Here is a 22,781-nt window from a genome sequence, read left to right on the forward strand (position 1 = left end):
CTTTATCAGGGTCAGATCAGATAGCTGATAGCTAGCCCTTAACCATCACTCGTAATCTTATCTATCAGCTCAACAAGCACTGCTTCGGCTTTGCTAGTTTCTACTTGGCAAGTACCTGCATTTAAATGGCCGCCACCGCCATATTTAAGGCATAGTTCGCCAACGTTGGTGTTTGAGCTGCGGTTGGTGATTGATTTACCTATGGCAAACACTACGTTTTGTTTTTTAAGGCCCCACATTTTGTGAATCGATATATTGCAATCGGGGTCCATGGCGTAAATTACAAAGCGGTTGGTGGCGTATATGGTTTCTTCTTGTGTTAAATCTAATACCACTAGGTTTTTATGTACCGTTGCACACTGTGTTATTTGTGCTTTTGCTTTTTCGTTATGCTCGTTATACAGCGCAACACGTTCGGCTACGTCTTCCATTTGTAGGATTTCTTCTATGCTTTGATCTTTACAGGCATCAATGAGTTTCATCATTAATTGATAATTTGAAATTTTAAATTCACGGAAGCGGCCAAGGCCTGTGCGTGCATCCATTATAAAGTTCATTAATACCCAATCGGTTGGGTTGAGTATTTCGTCTTTTGAAAACTGTGCGGCATCGCCTTTATCTACTGCGTCCATCATATCAATGCTGATGTTTGGAAACTTTTCAGCGCCGCCGTAATAATCGTAAACAACTCGCGCAGCAGAGGGGGCTTCTGGATCAATTATGTGGTTTTTTATGTCGCTTGCGTTACGTACTGTTTCGCTTAAGTGGTGGTCAAATGCAATATGGCAACCTTCAACGTAGGGCAGGTTAGTGGTGATGTCGTTTGCTGTTATGTCTATTTTTCCATCTTGCATATCTTTTGGGTGCACAAATAAGATGTCGTCAATTAGGTCTAAGTCTTTTAACAGAACGGCGCATACTAAGCCGTCAAAATCGCTGCGGGTGACTAGTCTAAATTTATTATTGGGCATGGCTGTTCCATCTTTTTTAATTGAGTAATCAATTGAGTGTAACAGCAAATATATTTTTTGAGAGATTATACCAATCGAATTAAATATTTAGTTATTCTAGCGTTCTAAATAAAGCGCTAAAGGCGTTATAAATTTCTCAGGTAGAACAACTACATATCGAAATTTATGCCTTGTTTTTACTCTATTTATCTGTCGCTATAAATAACGCATAATTTAACACAATTGGTATTAGCTTAAAAAAACACATAAAAAAGCCAAAACAGATGTTTTGGCTTTTTGTTAGCAAGTATGTATTTGTTTTTTACTATATAAACGTTAAGCGCCTGGGCCACATTCCATACAGCTATTAATAATATCTGGGCCAAATTTTAGTTTGGCGTTTAAATCACGCAGTGCGGTACGTAAGCCTTCTTCTATTACTGGGTGGTAAAATGGCATATCTAACATTTCCGGTACGGTCATTTTATTTTGCACAGCCCATGCAAGTAAGTGGGCTATATGTTCGGCTTGGGGGCCAATAAATTCTGCGCCTAAAAATAAGCCTGTACCTTGCTCTGCATAAACGCGCATGTGGCCTTTATTTTTTAGCATTACTCGGCTGCGGCCTTGGTTTTCAAAGCTTACTTCGCCTACTTCAAAACAACCACATTCACCTAGGCGTTCTGTAATTTGCTTGTAGCTTTCGCCAACCATCGCTATTTGCGGGTCGCTAAATACAGCAGCAATTTTAGCTCTGCGCAGCCCGATACGTACATCTGGGAAGCGTCCTGCATTTTGACCAGCGATAGCGCCTTGGTCTGATGCCTCATGTAGCAACGGGATCATGTTACTGGCATCGCCAGCGATAAATATGTTTGAGTCACCACATTGCATTGTATGCGGATCGGCATGCGGCACACCGCGATCATCAAGCTCTATGCCTGTGTTCTCTAGGCCTAATTTATCTACATTGGGTACTCGGCCTGTGGCTGCAAGTACGTAGTCAAATTGTTCTGTATGCTTAGCACCTTGTTTGTCAGTGTAAGTTAGTTGGGCCTTATCACCCACTTGCATCATGTCAGATACGTTTGAGTCGGTATCTACAAAAAATTCTTCTGCAAAAACAGTGTTTGCGTAGTCTCTTATTACTGGGTCTGTAAGTGGGCCAATTGCGCCGCCTACACCAAATAGTTTTACGTTTACGCCTAGTCGGCTAAGCGCTTGGCCAATTTCAAGGCCTATTACGCCTGGGCCAAATACGGCGACTGATTCTGGTAGGTCGTCCCAATCAAATACATCATCGTTAATAATAAGTTTGTCGCCAAAATTATTAAATACACCAGGGTATGAAGGGCGAGAGCCTGTGGCAATTACAAAGCGTTTTGCTGTAATAATTGTATCGTCGTCTATTTGTACGCGGTTGGCGTCTAGAAACTTAGCGTAACCACGAATTTTATCAACATCTGGTAGTTCATCTACGGCTTCTACTACAAATCCTGCAAAGCGATCTCGTTCACTTTTAACACGCGCCATTACTGCTTTGCCATCAATTTCAGGTTTTGAGCTGTGTACACCAAATGCTGGTGCCATTTCAATTGAGTGAGCGGCCTCAGCTGCGGCAATTAATAATTTACTTGGCATACAACCAACACGTGCGCATGTTGTGCCATATGGGCCTGATTCAATCATTAATACGTTTTGTGTGAACTGTTTAGCGTTACGGTATGCACTTAAACCTGCAGTACCAGCACCTATAACAACAACATCGGTTTGCAATTCTTTCATAGCGTTTTTCCTCTAATAAATAGGGGCGTGTATGCCCCTATTTTTACCTACTTATATTAGGTTTTTTTATTTACTTATTAATTAAGCAAAGAATTTTTCTAAATCGTCTGAGCCGCCAATGTGTTGTCCACCAATAAATATTTGTGGAACAGTATCACGGCCAGTGATTGCTTTAAGGCTAGTTAATGTTGCGCCTGCACCCATTACAACTTCTTCAAATGCGTAGCCTTTTTCAGTAAGAAGCTCTTTTGCTTTTTTACAGAAAGGGCAACCAGGTTTAGTAAATACTGTTACAGGCTCAGGTTTTGCTTGTTTTGGGTTGATGTAGTCAAGCATTGTGTCTGCATCAGATACTTCAAACGGGTCACCTGGTAAATCTGGTTCGATGAACATTTTGTCAATTACGCCATCTTTAACCAGCATAGAGTATCTCCAGCTGCGCTTACCAAAACCTAGGTCGTTCTTGTCTACTAACATGCCCATGCCGTCAGTAAATTCGCCGTTGCCATCTGGTAATAATGTAATGTTTTGCGCTTCTTGGTGCTCAGCCCATGCATTCATTACAAAGGTATCGTTAACTGATAAACATACAATTTCGTCAACGCCGTTTTGCTTAAGTACGCCAGCTAACTCGTTGTAGCGCGGTAAATGCGTTGATGAACATGTTGGTGTAAATGCACCTGGTAGTGAAAATACGACAACTGTTTTACCTTTAAAAATTTCATCTGTAGTTACCGATTTCCATTCGTCGTTTTGACGAGTTGCAAATGTAACGTTTGGGATTGTTTGACCTTCAATATTCTTTAACATAGTTTGTTCCTCTTGATTTGTTGGAGCCATTATGGCGAATAAATAAATATAGTTCCAATCGTTTGTTTGTATTAAACTAATAGGCATAACCTATCAGGTGTAGATGAATATGAACTTAAAAGATTTTGAATACGTTAAAGCAATAGCGCACTACAAGCATTTTCGCAAAGCGGCAGATGCTTGCTTTGTTAGCCAGCCTACATTAAGCGGACAAGTTAAAAAACTTGAGCAGGAGCTAGGTGTAGTATTGTTTGACCGTTCAACAAAGCAAGTAACGTTAACAGCTAAAGGTGAACGTTTGTTGACACAAATAGAAACTATTTTAGAGCAAACACAAATCCTAAAAGAGCTTGCAGCGACCTCAAATGAGCCTCTACAGGGCAAAATTACTATCGGTATTATTCCGACCATTGCCCCATACCTGCTGCCAGCTTTACTTACTTCAATGAAAGAAGCCTTTAAAGACAGTCAATTTGCGTTTACTGAAATGCAAACGGCAACAATTTTAGATGCGCTTGATAACGGTGAACTCGACTTCGCAATACTGGCCGACGTACCGGAACTTAAAAATTACCATACGATTAATTTGTATAAAGAAGATTTTTTAGTCGCTGTTTCTCACGATAACGCGTTATCTAAACATAAAAAAGTGGCTCTAAGTGATCTACAAAATTACAGCCTACTAATGTTAAGTGATGGCCATTGCTTTAAAGATCAAGCCCAAAAGTTTTGTTTTTCGGCTGGGGTTGATGTATCTAATCAGTATCAGGGCAATAGCCTTGAAACGTTATTGGCGTTAGTGGCTATGGATGATGGTATTACATTTGTACCTAAACTTGCTTGTACACAGCGTATAGGGATTGATTACTTGCCAATATTTCCTAATCAACAACGTAATGTAGTGTTTGCATGTAGAAAGCATTACCCGCACTTGTCGGGTGTTGAGCAATTAGGTGAGTGGCTAACTAAGCACCCAAATTTAAAAGCTAAATTGAGTAAAAAGCTTAATTAAGTTATTTAAAGATCTTGGCTGATTATTTCTACCACATCATTAATTTGCACACCTGGTAACGGCTTGTCGTCGATGCTAATTGCAATTGCGCTTTGCTGATAAAGCTGCTCTACACGAATGGTGTTAAGTGTTGTAATAGTGTGGGGCATGGTATTACCTTGGGCGTCGGTTAAGTAGTTATGATGTGCAATGCTTAGCATCTGGCCTTTTTTAAGCCCGTGCGCTTTACCTAGGTTAATCACTATTTTGCTATTCTCCATGTGCATTATTTTGCCTTGAGTTGGCAAACACGCCATAGCTGCTTGAATATCGTAACTTACCGACTGATTTAGTTCGGTTATGCTTTGCCCGTAAGGTGATTGCCAAAACCTATCAGAGTTCACGTCAATAATTGTCGTTTTTTCAAATGGCCAAATAGCTTTAGAGTAATAGCTATTTTGCCAAAGTTGTTCGTATGTTGTGCCATCAAATAATACAAACTCAATGTTGTAACCTCGTTGATAAGCTTCATCTTGCCAAAATGCGTAATCGTTATTTAGTTTATCACTGGTTGATAAATCTGTTATTTGGCTAAGCAATACATATTGAGCGTTACTTCGTGATGCTATTTCTTCTAGTTGCGCATTTGAGTAGTCGTGCTGCTGCGAAAAATATTTATCTACACTAATCGCGTTATTATAATAAGCGATAGGAATAGCACTCATTTTTGATTTTTGCAGTGCGGTAAATATATTTTTGCTAATTGCTTTATTTACGTCAAATATTTGACCCATCATGGCATGCTCGCGATGCACAAGGCGGCTTTGAGTGACCGCTATAAATTTATTAAAGCTATTTTGTGGACATTGCTGTGCTTGAGCAAAAATATCTAAACGTAGGGTAATTGCAAATTTACTGCTGTGGCGGTCTTCGCTTACTAGCTCTATTTTTTGAATTTCTCCATGGCTGCTAATTTTAAGCTGATCTTGCATTAAAACGCCATCTACCAAGGTTTGCACTGAACTTACACGTGCTCCTGAGAATACAAGAGCTTGAGTTATGGCATCTTTAATAGCCGCTGATTTAGCCGCTGCTACATCGCCATTTTGAATTTGTGCATGGCCTGTAGATTCATACCACTGTGCTTTAGTAAAAGCCGAAAACGTTAATAAAGCAGTTGCACTTAAGCCTGCAAATGCCAATGATAAAAACGACTTCATACTCTTACTCCAATTAAACTTTAGCTAGTAAGGTGTTTAGAGCAAGGACTGTACCAATGTTATTTTAACGCGTTGTTTAGCTTATAAATGGCATTAAACGTGCATAGATTGCTGTAATTAGTTTTTTAAGGGCGATGTGCTATGCGAGTAATTTCATTATTAATTACACTTGGGTGTTTAAGCTTAAGTGGCTGTAGCAGTATTTTTGATAAACATGTTGAGTACAAATACGTAGAGCCAAATAATTATCCTGTTTTAAAAGCAGTAGGCTATGCGCCTATAAGTTTGCAAAGTGGTGCTAATTTATCGCAAAAACAGTTAATGGCAATTAAAGCGTCAAAGCTTGAAGCGTACCGTGAACTTACCGAGCAGGTGTACGGGCAAAAAATTACCGCTGGCACCACGGTGGAAGGCTCAATTGCACAAGATGATTATTTACAAAGCCAAGTGCAAGGTATTATTAAAGGCGCTCAAATAATTAAAACCTACGCTGTAGATGATACCTACATTACAGAGCTTGAGCTTAATATGAAGCGCGTACATGATTTGTACATAGGCGAAGTAAAACCTCGTGAGGTTAAAAAGGTAACTTACTACTAAATTACGACCGCTATTAAAAAACTCTTACAAAATATCTCATCCTCTTATATTGAGTGCTATGCTGTTGTTAGGATTAATTTTTAAACAGACTGCGTAGTGCTCAACCGATGTATTTTATTGCCACAAGTAGTATAAATGGCGCTTAAGCCAATTCATATTCGTCCCACGTTTTTTACATGGTGCAAAGCCAATTTGCGCTACCTATTGCTGTTTTTTTTACTTTCTAGTGGTGTTTTTGCAAGCCGCCTGAGTATTCAATTTAATACGTTTATTGAGCTTATGGGGCAAAAGTATGGCCCTGCGCGAGTAGCTGTTGCCCGTAGCTGGCAAAGTATGTTGGTACAAACACAAAATAAGCCAGAGCAACAACAAATACTTATAGTAAACGACTTTTTTGCACGTAACTTACGTTATCAAACCGATATATTACTTTGGAAACAAAACGATTATTGGGCCACCCCATTAGAAACATTAGGCCGAGGCTTGGGAGATTGCGAAGACTACGCAATTGCAAAATACATTAGTTTAAGAGCATTAGGTGTGAGCGACGATAAGTTAAGGCTTATTTACGTAAAAGCGAAGCTAGCGGGTTCAAACAAAACTCAAGCACACATGGTGCTTGGTTATTTTGCTACACCTAACGCTCAACCACTTATTTTAGACAGTTTAATTACAAAGGTTTTACCTGCTGCAAAACGTGTAGATTTAAGCCCTGTTTTTAGCTTTAACAGCCAAGGTTTATGGGCTAATAATTCAACCAAAAGTGTCGCTAGCCCAACAGCAAGGCTTTCTCGCTGGCGTAAAATTTTGGAGCAGACAACCAATGAAGGAGTTATGTGGTAATGGCATCATTTTCCTTATCTAACTATTTTAAAAAGCGCAAAATTACGCTTCGACAAGAGCTTTGGATTGCATTGCTAATTGTTATTTTTGTTGGGTTTGTTAGCAGTGTTTTAATTAGCACTAATTCGGCTAAAAGTTACTTTTCTACTCAGTTGTATTTAAAAAATGTAGATAACGCAAGTTCGCTTGCGTTAATGATTAGCCAGCTAGACAAAGACCCCGTAGAGCTTGAGTTATTGGTATCTGCCACGTTTGATACTGGGCACTACAAACGCATTGAACTTCAAGACCCTAATGGTGAGGTAATAATTAAACGCACTTTTACTGATGAGCTTGAAGCGTCTGCGCCAAACTGGTTTAAATCAATATATGGGTTAAATGTGCAGCCAGGGGTAGGGCAAGTAAATAATGGGTGGCAACAGTTTGGTACGTTATTTATAGAAAGCCATAGTCAGTACGCAGAGCAAGCCCTATGGGAAAGTGCACTTAAGCTGTTTTTTAGCTTTTTAATAGTCGCTTTTTTTGCTTGTATAGTTAGTGCTTACTTTTTAAGTAGAATATTAAAACCATTAGATGATGTGGTTTATCAGGCAAATGCGTTTGGAGAAAAACGCTTTATTAAATCTAAGGTGCCGCGCACATTTGAGTTTGCTCGACTAGTACAGTCAATGAATCAGTTATCAACTCGTTTTAGCCGTATTATTAGAGAAGACAGTAAGCGCTTAGAAGAGCTTAGGTTTAAGTCGCAGCATGACGAATTAACCGGTTTGGCTAATCGTGAATATTTTGGCGCTACGCTTGAGGCGCATTTACAAAAGTCGAAAGATCATGCGCATGGTGCTTTATTTTTATTTAGAATTGTAAACTTAGATCAAATTAGTGAGCAAATTAGCCGGGTCGAAATGGTTAATTTTTTGCGCCGTTTTTCAGATATGCTAATTGGGTTTTTAGAGCTAAACCAAGAGCATTTTTCTGAAAACTACATTGCGCGTATCTCTCATAATGATTTTACGGTTTTATTTAGTGATATAGACGACATAGAGCAATTAAGTGAAAGAGTTAAAACTATGCATCAGGCTTTTATTGAAGAATATAAAAGCGTTAAGTTAGCAATTCCTCATAGCTGTACATACATACTAAAAGAGGATTCGAGGTTTGATGTTTTAAAGCGTGTTGATGAGTTATTAAAATCGGGTAATACCAAGCAGGTGGCTGTTCGTGCTAAAGAAGTCGATAGTAAACAAAAAAGCGAGTTATTTGATGACGCCACAAGTTGGCAAAGTGCAATAGAGTCTGCTTTAGATAACCAGACACTCGAAATAAACTCCCTCCCAGTAATGAGCTTTACAGGGCAGTTAATGCAAAATCAGCTAGGGCTAAGCCTAGAGCTTGGTGGGCAACTGTACCGCGCAAGTTATTACTACCAATGGGCTAACCGTTTAAAGCTATTAGCACGCTTAGATTGGGGGTTAATTAAACAGTTAGTTAGTGAATATAATGTTGAGCCGCCAAACGAACTTATTTCAGTTGAGCTTTCGGCGCAAACTTTATTAGATGATACGGCTATTGCTTCTATATTAACTTACTTATCGGCATTTCCTGAGTTAGCTTCAAAAATTTGCTTTGATATTCGTGAAAGTATTGCGGTTAGCGAAATCGAAATATTTAAAGACTTTTGTGAGCAAGTTAGGTGTATGGGTGCAAAAGTAGCCTTAAAACGGGTAGGGCCTGAGTTTACCAAAATTAAGAAAATTCAAGAGTTTGGCTTGGAAATGATTAAAATAGACAGTGTGTATGGTCACAACATTAGCTACAGCCAAGACAATCAAACCTTTTTACGTGGTGTGTGTACACTCGCACATTCTATTGGTATTAAGGTGGTAGCTCAGGGTGTTACTAGCCAAGATGATTTAGACACCCTTATTAATCTTGGCTTTGATGGAGTTATTAAAGAGTCGTAAAAGTTAATGCCCTTTTACGACTAACATTAATTGAATTCGGTCGCGTACTTTTAGCTTGTTAAATATAGAGCTCATATGCTCCTTGATAGTTCGCTCTGTAATGTTTAATGACTCTGCGGCTTGTTTGTTGGTGGCGCCTGTAACCACAATATCAACTACTTGGCGCTCTCGTTTGGTGAGCGAGTCAAGGTTGCATGAATGCGTATAGTTAAACTGAGTTTGTGATAAAGCACCAACTAGGTTTGACAGCAATTGACCTGGCAGCCAAATACCTCCTGAGCAGGCTGTTTCTAGTACTTGTTCAATAATCACCTTAGCTGCTAATGCCTCTACATAACCTCTTGCGCCAGCCTCTAAGGCTGCTCTGAGTTCGTTAATTTCAAGCTCGTTGGTCATTACTATAACGAGTAAACGCTGTTGCGAATATTTTTTAACAAGTTCGAGCCAATTAGAGGTGCCAGCTAAAATCCAAATAACATTGGATGCTGTTATTCTGTTAGGTTCTTTTGTGCATATTACACAACCTGGAAACGCTGTGTGCCAGTGTTTCGACTCAAACTCAGGTTGTGTAATAAAAATACTTTGACGCATTATTTCTCCATTTATGTAAATGCTTTAACGCTCTGTCATTGCTTGTGATGTTGCTCTAAGAACAGGTTTTAAAAGATACTCAAGTACGGTTTTTTTACCGGTAATAATGTCTACTTGAGTGGTCATCCCTGGGATAATAGTTAGTTCTTTAGAAAAGTTATTTTTGGTGGTTTTTAATTGCACCAAGTAAAACGTATTTTCTCTATCGTCTGTTATGGTGTCTGCGCTGATGTGTAATACTTCTGCCTCTAGGCCACCGTACACAGCAAAGTCGTAGGCGCTAAATTTGATCATAGCTGGCTGCCCAGGGCGTAAAAAAGCAATGTCTTTTGGTGGAATTTTTGCCTCTACAACTAGTTGGTCATCCAGTGGCACTATTTCCATAACGTCACTACCTGGTTGTAAAATACCGCCTACCGTATTTACTAATAAGCGTTGTACTGTGCCTTTTACAGGCGAGCGAATTTCAGTTTGAGTGACTTTATCTGCAAGGCCAGATTCCGTTTCTTTAATCGACTCTAAGCGAAGTAGTGCCTCAGATAACTCATTGTTCCAGCGGTTTATCATCGCAAGCTCAACTTCGGTAACCTTATTCTTAGCTTCATTAATTGCCGAAAGACTTCGGTTTATAACTGCTTTGGTCCGGTTTACTTCGCCAGTAATATCGACTATTTCTCGCTCTAATCTAATAATATCGATATCAGATACTGCACCTGTTCGCAGTAGTGGGCGAGTAACCTGGAGTTCTCTATTGGTGAGCCTTAATGCGTTGGTATGTTGCTGTAGCGCCGCTTTAGCCTCAATATGATCTTGTCGACGTTGTTCAAGCTGACGCTTATGTATTGCCACTTGTTGCTCAAGCTCTTGTCGATTACTTAAGTAAATAGATTGCTCATGTATAACGGCTTCAGGTACGTCTTGAGCTAAACCGTCAGGGAAAATAAGTTCTTCTTTTTTAGTTAATGCTTTTAAGCGTGCAACCTTCGCAGTAAGTGACTGCACTTTTGATTGATTTTCTCTAAAGCTAGAAATAAAACGAGTAGGGTCAATTTTAATAAGTACATCGCCTTCATTAACTATTTGGCCTTCACGTACATTTATTTTTTCTACCATGCCGCCATCGTAGGATTGAACCAACTGTAATTTATTAGAGGGGATAACTCGCCCTTCTCCACGTGCGACTTCATCTAAATTAGCAAATCCAGCCCATACAATAAGGCTTATAAATGCAACGCAAATTAAATAAAGCAGTAACCTTGCACTGGCGGGCTCTTGCTGCATTTTTTCCCATTGGGCATCCACTACCCAGTCTTGTGTATTTGGCGGAGAGAGCCATCCACTAAATAATTTGTTGAATACCGATGGCTTACCTTGCTTTCTTGATTCGATAGCTCTACTTACTGATTCGAAAGAGCGTTGTTCTAGTGGCTTTTTGTCATCACTCATGATGCTTGCTCCACTGTTTTATTATTTAATGCAGCAATTACTTTTTGCTTAGGACCGTCGGCAACTACTTTGCCGTTATCTAAAACTATAATACGGTCAACAAGCTCAAGTAATGATGAGCGGTGAGTCACCACGATTAAGGTTTTTTCTTTAGAATAACCCTTTAAATTGTTAATAATTTTACTTTCACTATTATGATCTAGTGATGAGGTTGGCTCATCTAGTAATAGTATTGGAGGGTCATTAATTATGGCTCTTGCCATACCTACAGCTTGGCGCTGCCCACCTGATAATTGACGACCTTGCTCACCTACTTGTAAATCAAATCCGTCTGGGTGCGAATTAATTAAGTCAAATAATTGGCTTCGCTCACAGGCTTCAATAATTTGCTCGTCTTTAGCGTGCCAAGCACTCATGGTGAGGTTGTCTTTCAAAGTGCCATAAAACAGAGCAACGTTTTGTGGTAGGTAGCCGATATTATGACGAAGCTCAGCTGGGTCAATTTGATGTATATCATTATTGTCCATCAAAATTGATCCTGAACAGGGGTCGTATAGTCCTAAAATAAGCTTTTCTAATGTACTTTTACCTGAGCCATTACGCCCTAAAATGGCGACTTTTTCACCAGCTTTAATTTTAAAACTAACACCGTTAAGCGCATTGTGTGATTCGTCAGAGTATTTAAAACATACATCTTTAAATTCTATATCGCCCTTTAAAATAGGGTGGCTTAACCAATGCTTACCCGGTGGACGCTCGACCTCTTTTTCCATGATTTCGTTCAGTGATTGCATTGCTATTGCGGCATGATGATACTGCGCTAAAACAGCGGCCGACTGACCGATTGGGCCCATAGCACGAGACGATAATAGATAGGCTGCGATTAACCCGCCTTGAGTTAGCTCACCTTCAATAACGAGGTGTACGCCTATTATCATTATTATTACGCCTACGCATTGCTGTATCCATGATGCTGTATTTGATATGGAGCTTGAAACGAGTCGGCTATGTGCATTTACTTGGGCAATGTATATAGTAGATTTTTCCCATGTAGATTGCGTTTTACATTCAGAGTGAAAGCTTTTTACATCTTCTATATTTGTTAGGCTTTCTACTAATACTGCGTTTCGCATTGAGCTTGCTTTCATTGTTTGCTCTGAAAGTGCTTCAAGTTTACGGTGCGCCGCTATAGCATAGGTAAGTAATATAAGCGCGCCTGCAATGATAGGAAGGCTCAGAGGGACGCCAATAATTGCTATAACAATCAGATATAAAACAACAAAGGGGAGGTCTACTAAGGCTACAAGCGTAATAGAACTAAAAAAGTTTCTTACCGCTTCAAAAGATTGTATGTTACTTGCAAAAGACCCCGCTGAAGATGGGCGATTTTCAAGCTTCATGCCTAAAACTCGCTCCATGATCACCGCTGATACTTTTACGTCAATTCTGCTTGCAGCCAGCTCTACAAAGTAGCCGCGTACTAACCTAAGCGCAAAGTCAGCGGTTAAGGCTATTAAAATTCCTATCGCAAGTACCCAAAGAGTTTCGGTGGCATGGTTTGGCACAACGCGGTCATACACGTTCATTACAAATAAAGGCATAGCAACAGAAAGCACGCCAAGCGCAATGGCAGAAATAATCACGTCTTTATAAAGTGATCGACACTCTTTTATTACGCCCCAAAACCATCCATCTTTTGATAGTTTTTCGAGTACCGGCGTGCGTTCGTCAAATGCAAATTCGGGTTGAGCATAAATAACAATATCAGCGCTTGTTTGTGTTAGTTCTTCAACGCTTTGCTCAATAACAGATTCAGTTAGCTCTGGGTAAATAACGCTTACGCGGTTTTTAGTAAAATCGATTTTAGTAACAACACATGCTTGGTTATCTTTTAAAATTAAAATGGCAGGCAGTAGTGCTGTATTTATTTTTTGTAGTGGCTTATTAACTACTTTTGATTTAAAACCAATACGTTTAGCTGCGCGTGCAAACCCTGAAGGAGTAAGGTTCCCATCGCTAAGCGGTAAGCCATTTAAAAGGGCTTCTCTTGAAAAATCTTTATCATGGTGGCGACATAGCACTGCTAAGCAGTCGACTAATTTGCCACCGTGATCAAGTACATCATTTAATTCCATAAACCATCCAATGTTATGAAGAACTACAAGCGGTTGTTACTACTTAACCTAAACCCTACATAAAAGGCTTTTACTCAAGCTTTTAGATAAAGTTTAGGTTATTTACATAACGCTAATTGCCTTTGTGTTTAAACTGGTTGGTATTAACTATCAGTAATAACGGCTTCAATACGTCTGTTTTGTGCATTAGCCCTTACTGATATTTCGTTTACACGTGGTTGATCAATGCCATAACCCAATGACTTAACGCGGTTAGGCTCTATACCAAATTGCTCAATTAACATTTGCGCTACGGCAAAAGCACGTTGTTCAGAGAGTTTTCGGTTATAAATTTTATCGCCATCTAAAGATGCATGACCTTGAATCTCTACCTTTTTATTTGGGTTTTGTTTTAAAAATTCAGCAAGCCTTTCAACCTCTTGTACATACTCAGAGCGAACTGAACTTGAATCTGCTGAAAATGGAATACCGATATCCACAGAGTTAGTTGCCTGCGTGTACAGGGTACAACCTGATAAATCAACGTTTGTACTCAAAGGTGTACTTGGGCAGGTATCTTGCTCGTTTGGCACACCGTCACCGTCGTCATCTAAAAACTCTCCACTCGATGCAGTATTTGTCTCTAGTGGAATATCAAGATAGCGTGGCATTGCCGTTACACTCATATAGGCGTTATCTTGCTTGGCCTTTTTTTGCAAAAAGGCTTTACGGCTAAAAGTTGTGGCTACGTCGTAGGTTGGGCAAATATTTTGTGCATCGTGAACAATAGGGTCGTCGGTCAAATCTTCTATAGATGGATATTGATCTGACATTACGTTAAGCGCAGGTAGAAGTTTCCCCATTTCTTTAAGCATAGTTAAAATAGCCGACTGACGATCGTAAAGCGCAACTATGTATGAACGAGTTGACTGAAATGACTCATTTTCTGCATCAAGTACGTCTAGTAGAGTACGCTGACCTATATCAAACTGGTCTTTGTAAGCTATTTTTACTTTAGTTGAAGATGCTCGGTGCTGATCTAATGCGGGTAGTTTCTGCTCAAGTATAGTTACATTATGGTATGCAATTTGTAAGCTTTGGCGAATATCAATACATGCTTGATCTCGTTGGTATTTAGCAATGTTTATATCTTGGTAAGCTTGTTCTAGGTTGGCGCTATCAAGCCCACCATTATATAAGTTGTAGCTTATGTCTATGCCTACACGGGCTTCTGTTCTGGTTTCGTTTTGGCCAAGCTCATCTCTATCTTGGCTGCCATAACGGGCAGATAAATCTACATTAGGGTGAAACGCGGCTTTTTGCGCTTCGGCATTCGCTTTTTGCGCTTCTATATTATACAAAGACGCATAAAAGGTAGGACTGTTTTTATATGCTATGCTAAGCGCTTGATTGACTGAAATAGGGATATTATCTTCATTCAGATCTGCTTGTTTAATTTCTTGTAACGGAAGCTCACCTACTACTCGTAAATAACGTGCACTTACGTCATGTAAATTTGCATACTCTGTAAGTACATTCGATTGCGCAAGCGACAAACGCCCACTAATTTGCTCTAAATCGGCAGCCCTTGCTACGCCTGCGCTTACACTTTGTTCTATTTGTTGGTATACCGATTCATGCTCTTGTAGATTAGCTTCAGCAAGCTGAACTAGCTCTTTAAATTTTTGTACATCAAGTAATGCTATTGAGGCTTCAAGCGCTGTTTGCTCTGTTTGCGTTATAAGCTCAAAATAGCGAATAAGCTGAATACGCTTAAAGCGATCAACGGTATTAGATGTTCTGAACCCATCGTAAAGCATTTGAGTAACACTTAGCTCTGCTGTGTTTCGATTGTATTCTTCTTCAACTCCATAATTTCTTCTTTCGTAACCTGCGCTGGCAGATACGTCAACACTTGGCAAATAACCAGAACGTGCAGCATCGACTCCATAAATAGAAGATTTAAATGCATGCCACGCTTCTTGAACTTCAGGATTATTCTCTATGGCTTTACTAGAAACATAGGTTAGGGGCATAGCTGATTCGTTTTTAGCTTGCGCGTAACTAGACAGAGCGGCCGTGGCTACGGCTAGCCCAATTAAAATATTTCCATGATGCTTTTTAAAAGTGTTTTTTGTAATCATTTCTTCCTCTTAGATCCTTAAGACTGAAAATACTCCCTTCAATATTTAGTAAAGGAATATCAATTTTGCAAATAATCATTTCGGGTAGCATAAAATAAGTTTTCTACCACTTTTTTGTTGATTATTTTATTTTGGGATTTATCTTCAAAACCTGTACTTGAGTCCAGTACCTAGATTGATTTTGTGTTCTATCTTTAAGTTATTAGAACGTAATTTAAAAAGTTTGAGGGTACCCAAATGGAAGCAAATCAATTATTAGTAACCGATATTCAGGGCTCTGCCGGTGTAGTTTTAGAAGATGGCTCAATTAGGGCTTTAAACGTAGGTGATTTTATTAATGTGGGAGATTTAGTGGTTACGGCTGTTAAGTCTTCGCTACAAATTGATGTACAAGGTGAAACACTTTCTATTCCTGCAAATCAAAAGGTAAAAATAACCCCAGACTTATTAGCAAAAGAAGCCAGAGACTCAAGTGAAACAACTATTTTTGATGAAAGTTTAGATGAGGCCATTGCAAGTTTAGACTTAGGCACTGATCAAGATTCTACAACCGCGGCTAATTCGGATGTAACTGACTTTTTAGATGCCCTAGAGGGTGATGGTGATATTTTAGATAACTTAGAAGCAACAGCCGCTGGTGGCGGTGGCGCTGCTGGTTCTGGCGGTGGTAGCTCGTTTGTGCAACTTACCCGTATATCTGAAAATGTTGACCCAAACAGTGTGGCGTTTGACTCATCACTTGATCAAAGTACTGCAGAGGCATTTAACTTACGTGACACATCAGACGGGGTAGTACCAGATGATAGCACCGCGTCTATATCGCTAAACGAGTTGGGTATAACCAACTCATCTCAACCTACTATTAGCGGTACTAGTGAAAACCTTATCGGCGAGACCGTTAATATTACGGTGACAGATGAAGATGGTAACTCGCAAGTTGTCACTGCAGTTATTGGTCCAGATGGCACATTTGAAATTACGCTTCCAAACCCAATAGCTGATGGCCCAGTTGATGTTGTTGTTGAGGCAGTAGACCCTGATGGTAATGCGTTTAACGATGCTATTTCTATTGAAATTGATACCACAGCACCTGTTATTAATATTGACCCAGTTGCGGACTCTGCATCGCAAACGGTTACGGTAACAGGCTCTGTTGCGGGTTTAAATACCGGTGATAATGTATCTGTAACGCTTACAGATAGCACAGGTACACAGCAAACTGTTATTACACAAGTTGATGCGCAAGGTAATTGGAGTATTACAACCACGTCGCCTTTAGCAGAGGGCGAGTTTAGTGTTAATGCTGTAGCAGTAGATGCCGCTGGTAACCAAGCGATAGACCAAGCTATTGCAAGTGTTGACCTAACAGCGCCTGAAATTAGTGTAACGGTTGCTGGAGAGACGAATAATGCAACGCCTCCACTAATCGGTACAACCAGTGGCGTACCACAAGGCACAGAGGTAACAATAACGGTTACTAACAGCGTAGGAGACGTACAGCTTTTAACTGCTGTTACCGCTGAAGACGGTAGCTGGTCGGTGGATGTTGGAACTGCATTACCTGAGGGCGATTTTACGGTAGATGCGCAAGTAAGTGATAGTGTAGGGAATCAGGCACTAGCAAGTGATGCTGGTATTATAGATTTAACCGCACCTATTGTTGAAATTAATGCCATTGCAGATACACAAGATACAACGCCTGTAATTACAGGTTCTGCTCAAGATGTGCCAGCAGGCTCAGTAATTACGGTTGTTATTACTGATATTAATGGTCAAACCCAAACGCTTTTAACACAAACTAATGATGACGGTAGTTGGTCTGTCAGCGTATCGACTCCTTTAGCGCAAGGTGAGTTTGATGTAAACGCAACGGTTACAGACAATGCGGGTAACCAAGCGCAAGCTATTGAACAAGGTTTAGTTGACCTAACAAGCCCTGAAATCACGGTTACAGCAATTGCTGATACTAACGATGCTACTCCAACTTTTGTTGGGCGTGTTGATGGTGCGCCAGAGGGTTCAGTAATCACTGTTTTAGTAACAGACAGTGACGGTAATTTACAAACATTAACCACAACACTTGAAGCCGATGGCACATGGAGTGTTGAATCACCAAGCGCAATTCCTGGCGGCGACTTTAATGTTACTGCTACGGTTAGCGATCCTGCTGGTAACGAAGCATCAGCACAAACAAGTGGTGAAGTGACCTTTGCGCCTATTTCAATTCAAATTAACTCGATTGCAGATACAAACGATACCACGCCATTTTTAAGTGGTAATACTGGCAACGTACCTGCAGGGACCACCATTACACTAACCATTACAGCAAGTGATGGCAGCACATTTACTCTATTAGCGGTAACTCAAGACGATGGCTCGTGGACTGCGCAAGTTACGCAGCCGCTACCAGAAGGTGATTTTACCGTTGTTGCTGCGGTAATTGACGACTCAGGTAATGAAGCGCAAGCAAGTACAGTAGGTAATGTAGATTTAACAGTAAGTATTAACTTTATAATTGATACAAACGATACCACACCAACAATTAGTGGCTCTACACAAGATGTAGATGCCGGGGCGGTAGTTACCGTTACCTTTACAGGCAGCGATGGCGCAACAGAAACCGTACAAGTAACAACTAATGCAGACGGTAGTTGGTCAATAGAAGCCACTGATGAGCTGGTGGAAGGCCAGTTTACTGTGGTTGCAACGGTTACTGACGCGGCTGGTAATACGGCTTCTGCAAGCGAAGTTGGCGAAATAGATTTAACAGATCCTGCAATTACTATTAATCCTATTGAAGATACAAACGATACAACACCAAGCGTTACCGGCAGTGTAGTGGATGTACCACAAGGTACAGAAATAACACTGGTAATTACCGATAGTAACGGTAATCAACAAACAATTACCGCGGTGACTAATGCTGATGGTAGCTATAGCGCCGATATTGTAAACGAGCTTAGTGAAGGCGATTTTACAGTAACTGCAAGCGTGAGTGATGAAGCGGGTAATAGCAGTACTGCAACTGTTACAGGCACCGTTGATTTAACACCGCCTAGCGTCACCATAGATACTTTAGGCGATAGCAGCGATACAACGCCTGCTATTTCAGGTTCAACCCAAGGGTTATCTGCTGGCAGTGTAGTGACTGTTACTGTTACCGATAGTGCAGGTGCGGAACAACAGTTTGTAACTGCAATAAATGGCGATGGCACATGGAGTATTGATGTGCCACAAGCGCTGGCTGAAGGTGAGTTTACTGTTGTCGCAAATGTGAGTGATAGCGCGGGTAATACCGCACAAGATTCTCAAGCAGGCAATATTGACCTTACGGCTCCAACAATCAGTGTAAATCCATTTACAGATTCTAACGACACTACACCTAGCTTTAGTGGCACAACAAGCGATGTTGAGCCAGGAAGTTTGATCGCCGTATTAGTGACAGATTCAAACGGCGATTCACAAACATTAACTGCAGTTGTTGCACAAGATGGCTCTTGGCTAGTAGGCGCAACGGATGCAATTGCTGAAGGTGAGTTTACTATTACAGCCACGGCAACTGACTCAGCAGGTAATGAAGCATCGGCTTCAACTACAGGCATTATTGATACTGCCGCACCAACGGTTACTGTTGAACCTGTTGGCGATACTAACGATACAACGCCTACAATTTCAGGCACCGCAACAGGTGAGCCAGAAGGCACCGTTGTTACCATTACGGTTACTGATGAAGCGGGTAACCCACAAACCATTACCACTGAAGTACAAGCTGATGGCACCTTTAGTGTGGATGTACCCAATGAATTAAGTGAAGGCGAATTCACCGTTGAAGTATCGGTTACCGATACTGCTGGCAATGAAACCACAGCAACCACGACCGGCGAAGTGGATACGGCTGCGCCATCAGTGATAATCGACCCTGTAGGCGATACTAACGACACCACACCTACAATTTCAGGCACCGCAACGGGTGAGCCAGAGGGCACCGTTGTTACAATTACCGTGACTGATGAAGCGGGTAACCCACAAATTATTACTACCGAAGTGCAAGCCGATGGCACTTTTAGTGTGGATGTGCCTAATGCATTAAGCGAAGGCGAATTTACGGTTGAAGTATCGGTTACCGATACTGCGGGTAATGAAACTACCGCAACCATGACCGGCGAAGTGGATACGGCTGCGCCATCAGTGATAATTGATCCTGTTGGTGATACTAACGACACCACGCCTACAATTTCAGGCACTGCAACGGGCGAGCCAGAAGGCACAGTTGTTACAATTACGGTTACTGATGATGCTGGTAACCTACAAACTATTACCACTGAAGTACAAGCGGATGGCACCTTTAGTGTGGATGTACCCAATGAATTAAGTGAAGGCGAATTTACTGTTGAGGTATCGGTTACCGATACTGCGGGTAATGAAACCACAGCAACCACAACCGGCGAAGTTGATACCACGGCGCCAATAGTAACTATTAACGCGTTAGGTGATACGAGTGATACAACACCTACTATTTCAGGTACGGTTAGCGGTGAGCCTGCTGGTTCAATTATTACTTTAACTGTGACTGATGCTAATGGTGCTGTTCAAACTATTACGGCACAAGTAATTGCAGATGGAAGTTGGACAGTTGAAGTGCCTGTGGCTTTAGCTGAAGGGAGCTACTCTGTAGATGCAAGTATTAGTGATAGCGCTGGTAATGAAGGCACTGCAAATGCTTCAGGTACAATTGATACAAGCGCGTTGACTATTACTATTGATGTTATTGGTGAAACTAACGACCAAACACCTCAAATAAATGGTGATACTTTTAATGCACAAGCCGGCTCGTCGGTTGAAGTTCAGATCACTGACTCAGCGGGTGCAGTAATTACTTTAATCACAACTGTTGATGAAAACGGGCTATGGAGCGTTACTCCGCCTGCCGATTTGGCTGAGGGCACCATTTTAATTAGTGCAACAGTAACAGACCTAGGCGGTGGAAGCGCAAATGCAGAGCTTGATGCTGTAATTGATATTACGCCTCCAACCATACAAGTAAATGAACTAGAAACAAGTAATGATACAACACCGGTTATTTCTGGTAACACAACAGGCGTAGTATTAGGCACAGTTATAAATTTAACAGTTACTGACTCTCAAGGAGTTGTCCGCTCATTTAGCGCAACAACAGATGCCGAAGGTAATTGGAGTGTTGAGCTTTCTCAAGAGCTGGCCTCGGGAGATTACTCTGTAGAAGCTGAAGTGTCTGATGCTGCAGGAAATAGCGCTTCAACTACGGCTACCGGTAACATAGATACATCAGGACCGAGCTTAACCGTTGACTTTGAAGCTGTAACCAACGACTCAACGCCTACTATTTCAGGTACTAGTGATGCAGACGTTGGTACCAGTATCACGGTTGTTATTACAGATGAAAATGGGGTAGAACAAACACTTACCACCACAGTAGATGCAAATGGTAACTGGGAAGTAACGCCGCAAACAGATTTAAATGAAGGTGATAACACCATAGAAGTAAGTGTGTCTGATGAAGCCGGTAATACAACAACAGTTACAGATACAATTACGTTAGACACGCAAGCACCCACATTAACCATGCAAACCGTGGGCGATGTAAACGACCTAACACCGACCTTGCAAGGCACCAGTAACGAAATTGGCGGCACGGTCACACTCACCGTCACCGACAGCAACGGCGCTGTACAAACCATTACCACCACTGTTGGCAGTGATGGCCACTGGGACATTGAAATTCCAGGTGCGCTTGCACAAGGTGACTTTACTGTCACCGCCAGTATTACCGACGCCGCAGGCAATGACACCACCGCAAACAGCAGCGGTAATGTAGATACCATCACCCCGATTGTGAGCGTGGATGCACTGGGCCTTGGCAACGACAGCACGCCAGTTATTAGTGGTACCTCAACAGAGCCTGAAGGCACCGTTGTAAACATTGTCATCACCGACAGTAATGGCGATGAAACACCCATTACCGCCACGGTCGATGCCAACGGCAACTGGCAAGCGACTAGCCCTGAATTACCTGAGGGCAGCTACAGTGTGCAAGCCAGCATTACCGATGCGGCAGGCAATACCGGCGGCGCCGTTCAATCAGGCACCCTTGATACCTTAGCACCGACATTGACACTGGATACCGTGGGCGCAACCAACGACAGCACGCCAACAATTAGCGGGACATCGAACGCGCCAGCAGGCACGGTTATAACGATTAACGTCACGGATGCAGAGAATACAGAAACGTTCACCGCGACAGTGCAAGCCGATGGTAGCTGGTCAGCAGATGTACCGAACGCACTGACTGATGGTGAGCTCATCATTGAAGCCAGCGTGAGCGATAGCGCAGGTAATACCACTACATTAAGTGAAACCGCAACACTCAACACCACTGCACCAAGCATTAGCATTAATGCCTTGGTTGATACCAACGACACCACGCCAACCATTAATGGTACAAGCGATGCAGCAGATGGCACTACCATCAGCTTAACGTTTGAAGACAGTGCAGGGAATATTACGACTGTTGATACAACCGTCATCGGTGGCGTATGGAGCGTTGATGCCCCAGCTGATTTAGCCGAAGGCGAATATACTGTCACCGCAGAGGTAGACGATGGCCTAGGTAATATCGGCAGCGCCACCGAGACTGGGCAGATAGACCTTACTGGCCCGAGCCTTGTTATTACCGACAACGGTGTAGGCAACGACACCACGCCAACGATTGCAGGCACAAGCGATGCGCCACAAGGCAGTGAAGTCACTATTGTTGTCACCGACAGCAACGGTACAGCGCAAACAATGAGCGCCACCGTACTTGCTAATGGTACGTGGTCAATCCCTGTACCGGTAGCACTTGCAGAAGGTGCATACACTATTAGCGCGAGTATTGAAGATGTGGCAGGCAACGACACCACGGCCACAGGCACTGGTGAAATAGATACCATTGCACCAACGCTTGAGTTAACCAGCCCAGGCTCTAGTAATGACATCACCCCGACACTCAATGGAACAAGTGATGCGGTTGAAGGCACCGTTATTAACTTCACGGTTGTGGACGATCAAGGCAATACACAAACCTTTACCACCACGGTTGATGCTGATGGCAACTTCTCTGTGGAAGTACCGACTGCATTGGCTGAAGGGCCGTACAGCATCGAAGCAAGTATTAGCGATGTCGCAGGTAACATCACCGATATTACTGGCAGCGGTAACATTGATACCACCGCGCCAAGTGTAAGTGTTGATGCGCCAGTACTCACCAACGACAGCACACCCACAGTGACAGGCACCAGTGATGCACCA

Annotated in this window: 13 protein-coding genes; 5 read left to right on the forward strand and 8 right to left on the reverse strand. The window is 41.7% G+C overall.

What is annotated here, in order from left to right; all coding sequences use genetic code 11:
- Positions 1-38: 38 nt before the first annotated feature.
- The 3 genes from CWC11_RS16000 to CWC11_RS16010 all read right to left on the reverse strand — a co-directional run bounded on the left by CWC11_RS16000 (position 39) and on the right by CWC11_RS16010 (position 3,545).
- On the reverse strand, positions 39-971 hold the full coding sequence (locus tag CWC11_RS16000) for a DHH family phosphoesterase (protein ID WP_138683504.1): 933 nt from the start codon (positions 969-971) through the stop codon (positions 39-41).
- Positions 972-1,286: 315 nt separating this feature from the next.
- A complete protein-coding gene (locus CWC11_RS16005) occupies positions 1,287-2,735 on the reverse strand; it encodes a dihydrolipoyl dehydrogenase (protein WP_138683505.1) in 1,449 nt (482 codons plus the stop codon).
- Positions 2,736-2,816: 81 nt separating this feature from the next.
- Positions 2,817-3,545, reverse strand: a complete 729-nt coding sequence (locus CWC11_RS16010) for a glutathione peroxidase (RefSeq protein ID WP_138683506.1) — start codon at positions 3,543-3,545, stop codon at positions 2,817-2,819.
- Positions 3,546-3,654: 109 nt separating this feature from the next.
- On the opposite strand from CWC11_RS16010, the gene CWC11_RS16015 reads away from it, so the two are divergent.
- On the forward strand, positions 3,655-4,557 hold the full coding sequence (locus CWC11_RS16015; RefSeq protein WP_138683507.1) for a LysR substrate-binding domain-containing protein: 903 nt from the start codon (positions 3,655-3,657) through the stop codon (positions 4,555-4,557).
- 5 nt (positions 4,558-4,562) lie between these two features.
- Here the strand turns inward: CWC11_RS16015 and CWC11_RS16020 are convergent, their stop codons facing one another.
- Positions 4,563-5,756, reverse strand: coding sequence for a flagellar assembly protein FlgT (locus CWC11_RS16020; protein WP_138683508.1), 1,194 nt, complete (start codon positions 5,754-5,756; stop codon positions 4,563-4,565).
- A gap of 141 nt (positions 5,757-5,897) precedes the next feature.
- Here CWC11_RS16020 and CWC11_RS16025 point away from each other — a divergent pair, with 141 nt between their 5' ends.
- From CWC11_RS16025 to CWC11_RS16035, 3 genes are all read left to right on the forward strand, one after another.
- Entirely contained in the window at positions 5,898-6,356 is a 459-nt protein-coding gene (locus CWC11_RS16025; RefSeq protein WP_104643134.1) for an LPP20 family lipoprotein, read from the forward strand.
- 135 nt (positions 6,357-6,491) lie between these two features.
- A complete protein-coding gene (locus tag CWC11_RS16030; protein ID WP_138683509.1) occupies positions 6,492-7,199 on the forward strand; it encodes a transglutaminase-like cysteine peptidase in 708 nt (235 codons plus the stop codon).
- On the forward strand, positions 7,199-9,160 hold the full coding sequence (locus CWC11_RS16035) for a bifunctional diguanylate cyclase/phosphodiesterase (RefSeq protein ID WP_138683510.1): 1,962 nt from the start codon (positions 7,199-7,201) through the stop codon (positions 9,158-9,160). The genes CWC11_RS16030 and CWC11_RS16035 overlap by 1 nt, the downstream gene beginning before the upstream one ends.
- Positions 9,161-9,163: 3 nt before the next feature.
- Here CWC11_RS16035 and CWC11_RS16040 read toward each other — a convergent pair whose 3' ends face one another.
- The 4 genes from CWC11_RS16040 to CWC11_RS16055 all read right to left on the reverse strand — a co-directional run bounded on the left by CWC11_RS16040 (position 9,164) and on the right by CWC11_RS16055 (position 15,455).
- Positions 9,164-9,751 carry a response regulator transcription factor gene (locus tag CWC11_RS16040; RefSeq protein ID WP_138683511.1) on the reverse strand — a complete coding sequence of 196 codons (588 nt, stop codon included), beginning with the start codon at positions 9,749-9,751 and terminating at the stop codon, positions 9,164-9,166.
- Positions 9,752-9,775: 24 nt separating this feature from the next.
- On the reverse strand, positions 9,776-11,197 hold the full coding sequence (locus tag CWC11_RS16045) for an HlyD family type I secretion periplasmic adaptor subunit (RefSeq protein ID WP_138683512.1): 1,422 nt from the start codon (positions 11,195-11,197) through the stop codon (positions 9,776-9,778).
- Entirely contained in the window at positions 11,194-13,332 is a 2,139-nt protein-coding gene (locus CWC11_RS16050; RefSeq protein ID WP_138683513.1) for a type I secretion system permease/ATPase, read from the reverse strand. Before CWC11_RS16050 ends, CWC11_RS16045 begins: the two co-directional genes overlap by 4 nt.
- A gap of 143 nt (positions 13,333-13,475) precedes the next feature.
- Positions 13,476-15,455: a TolC family outer membrane protein gene (locus tag CWC11_RS16055; protein ID WP_138683514.1), complete on the reverse strand. Its 1,980-nt coding sequence runs from the start codon at positions 15,453-15,455 to the stop codon at positions 13,476-13,478.
- A 237-nt stretch (positions 15,456-15,692) separates the two neighbouring features.
- Here CWC11_RS16055 and CWC11_RS16060 point away from each other — a divergent pair.
- Positions 15,693-22,781, forward strand: a 7,089-nt coding sequence (locus CWC11_RS16060; protein WP_171038437.1) for an Ig-like domain-containing protein, incomplete at its 3' end; no start/stop codon positions are given.

The organism is Pseudoalteromonas sp. S3178, from assembly GCF_005886985.1.
Lineage (GTDB): Bacteria > Pseudomonadota > Gammaproteobacteria > Enterobacterales > Alteromonadaceae > Pseudoalteromonas > Pseudoalteromonas carrageenovora.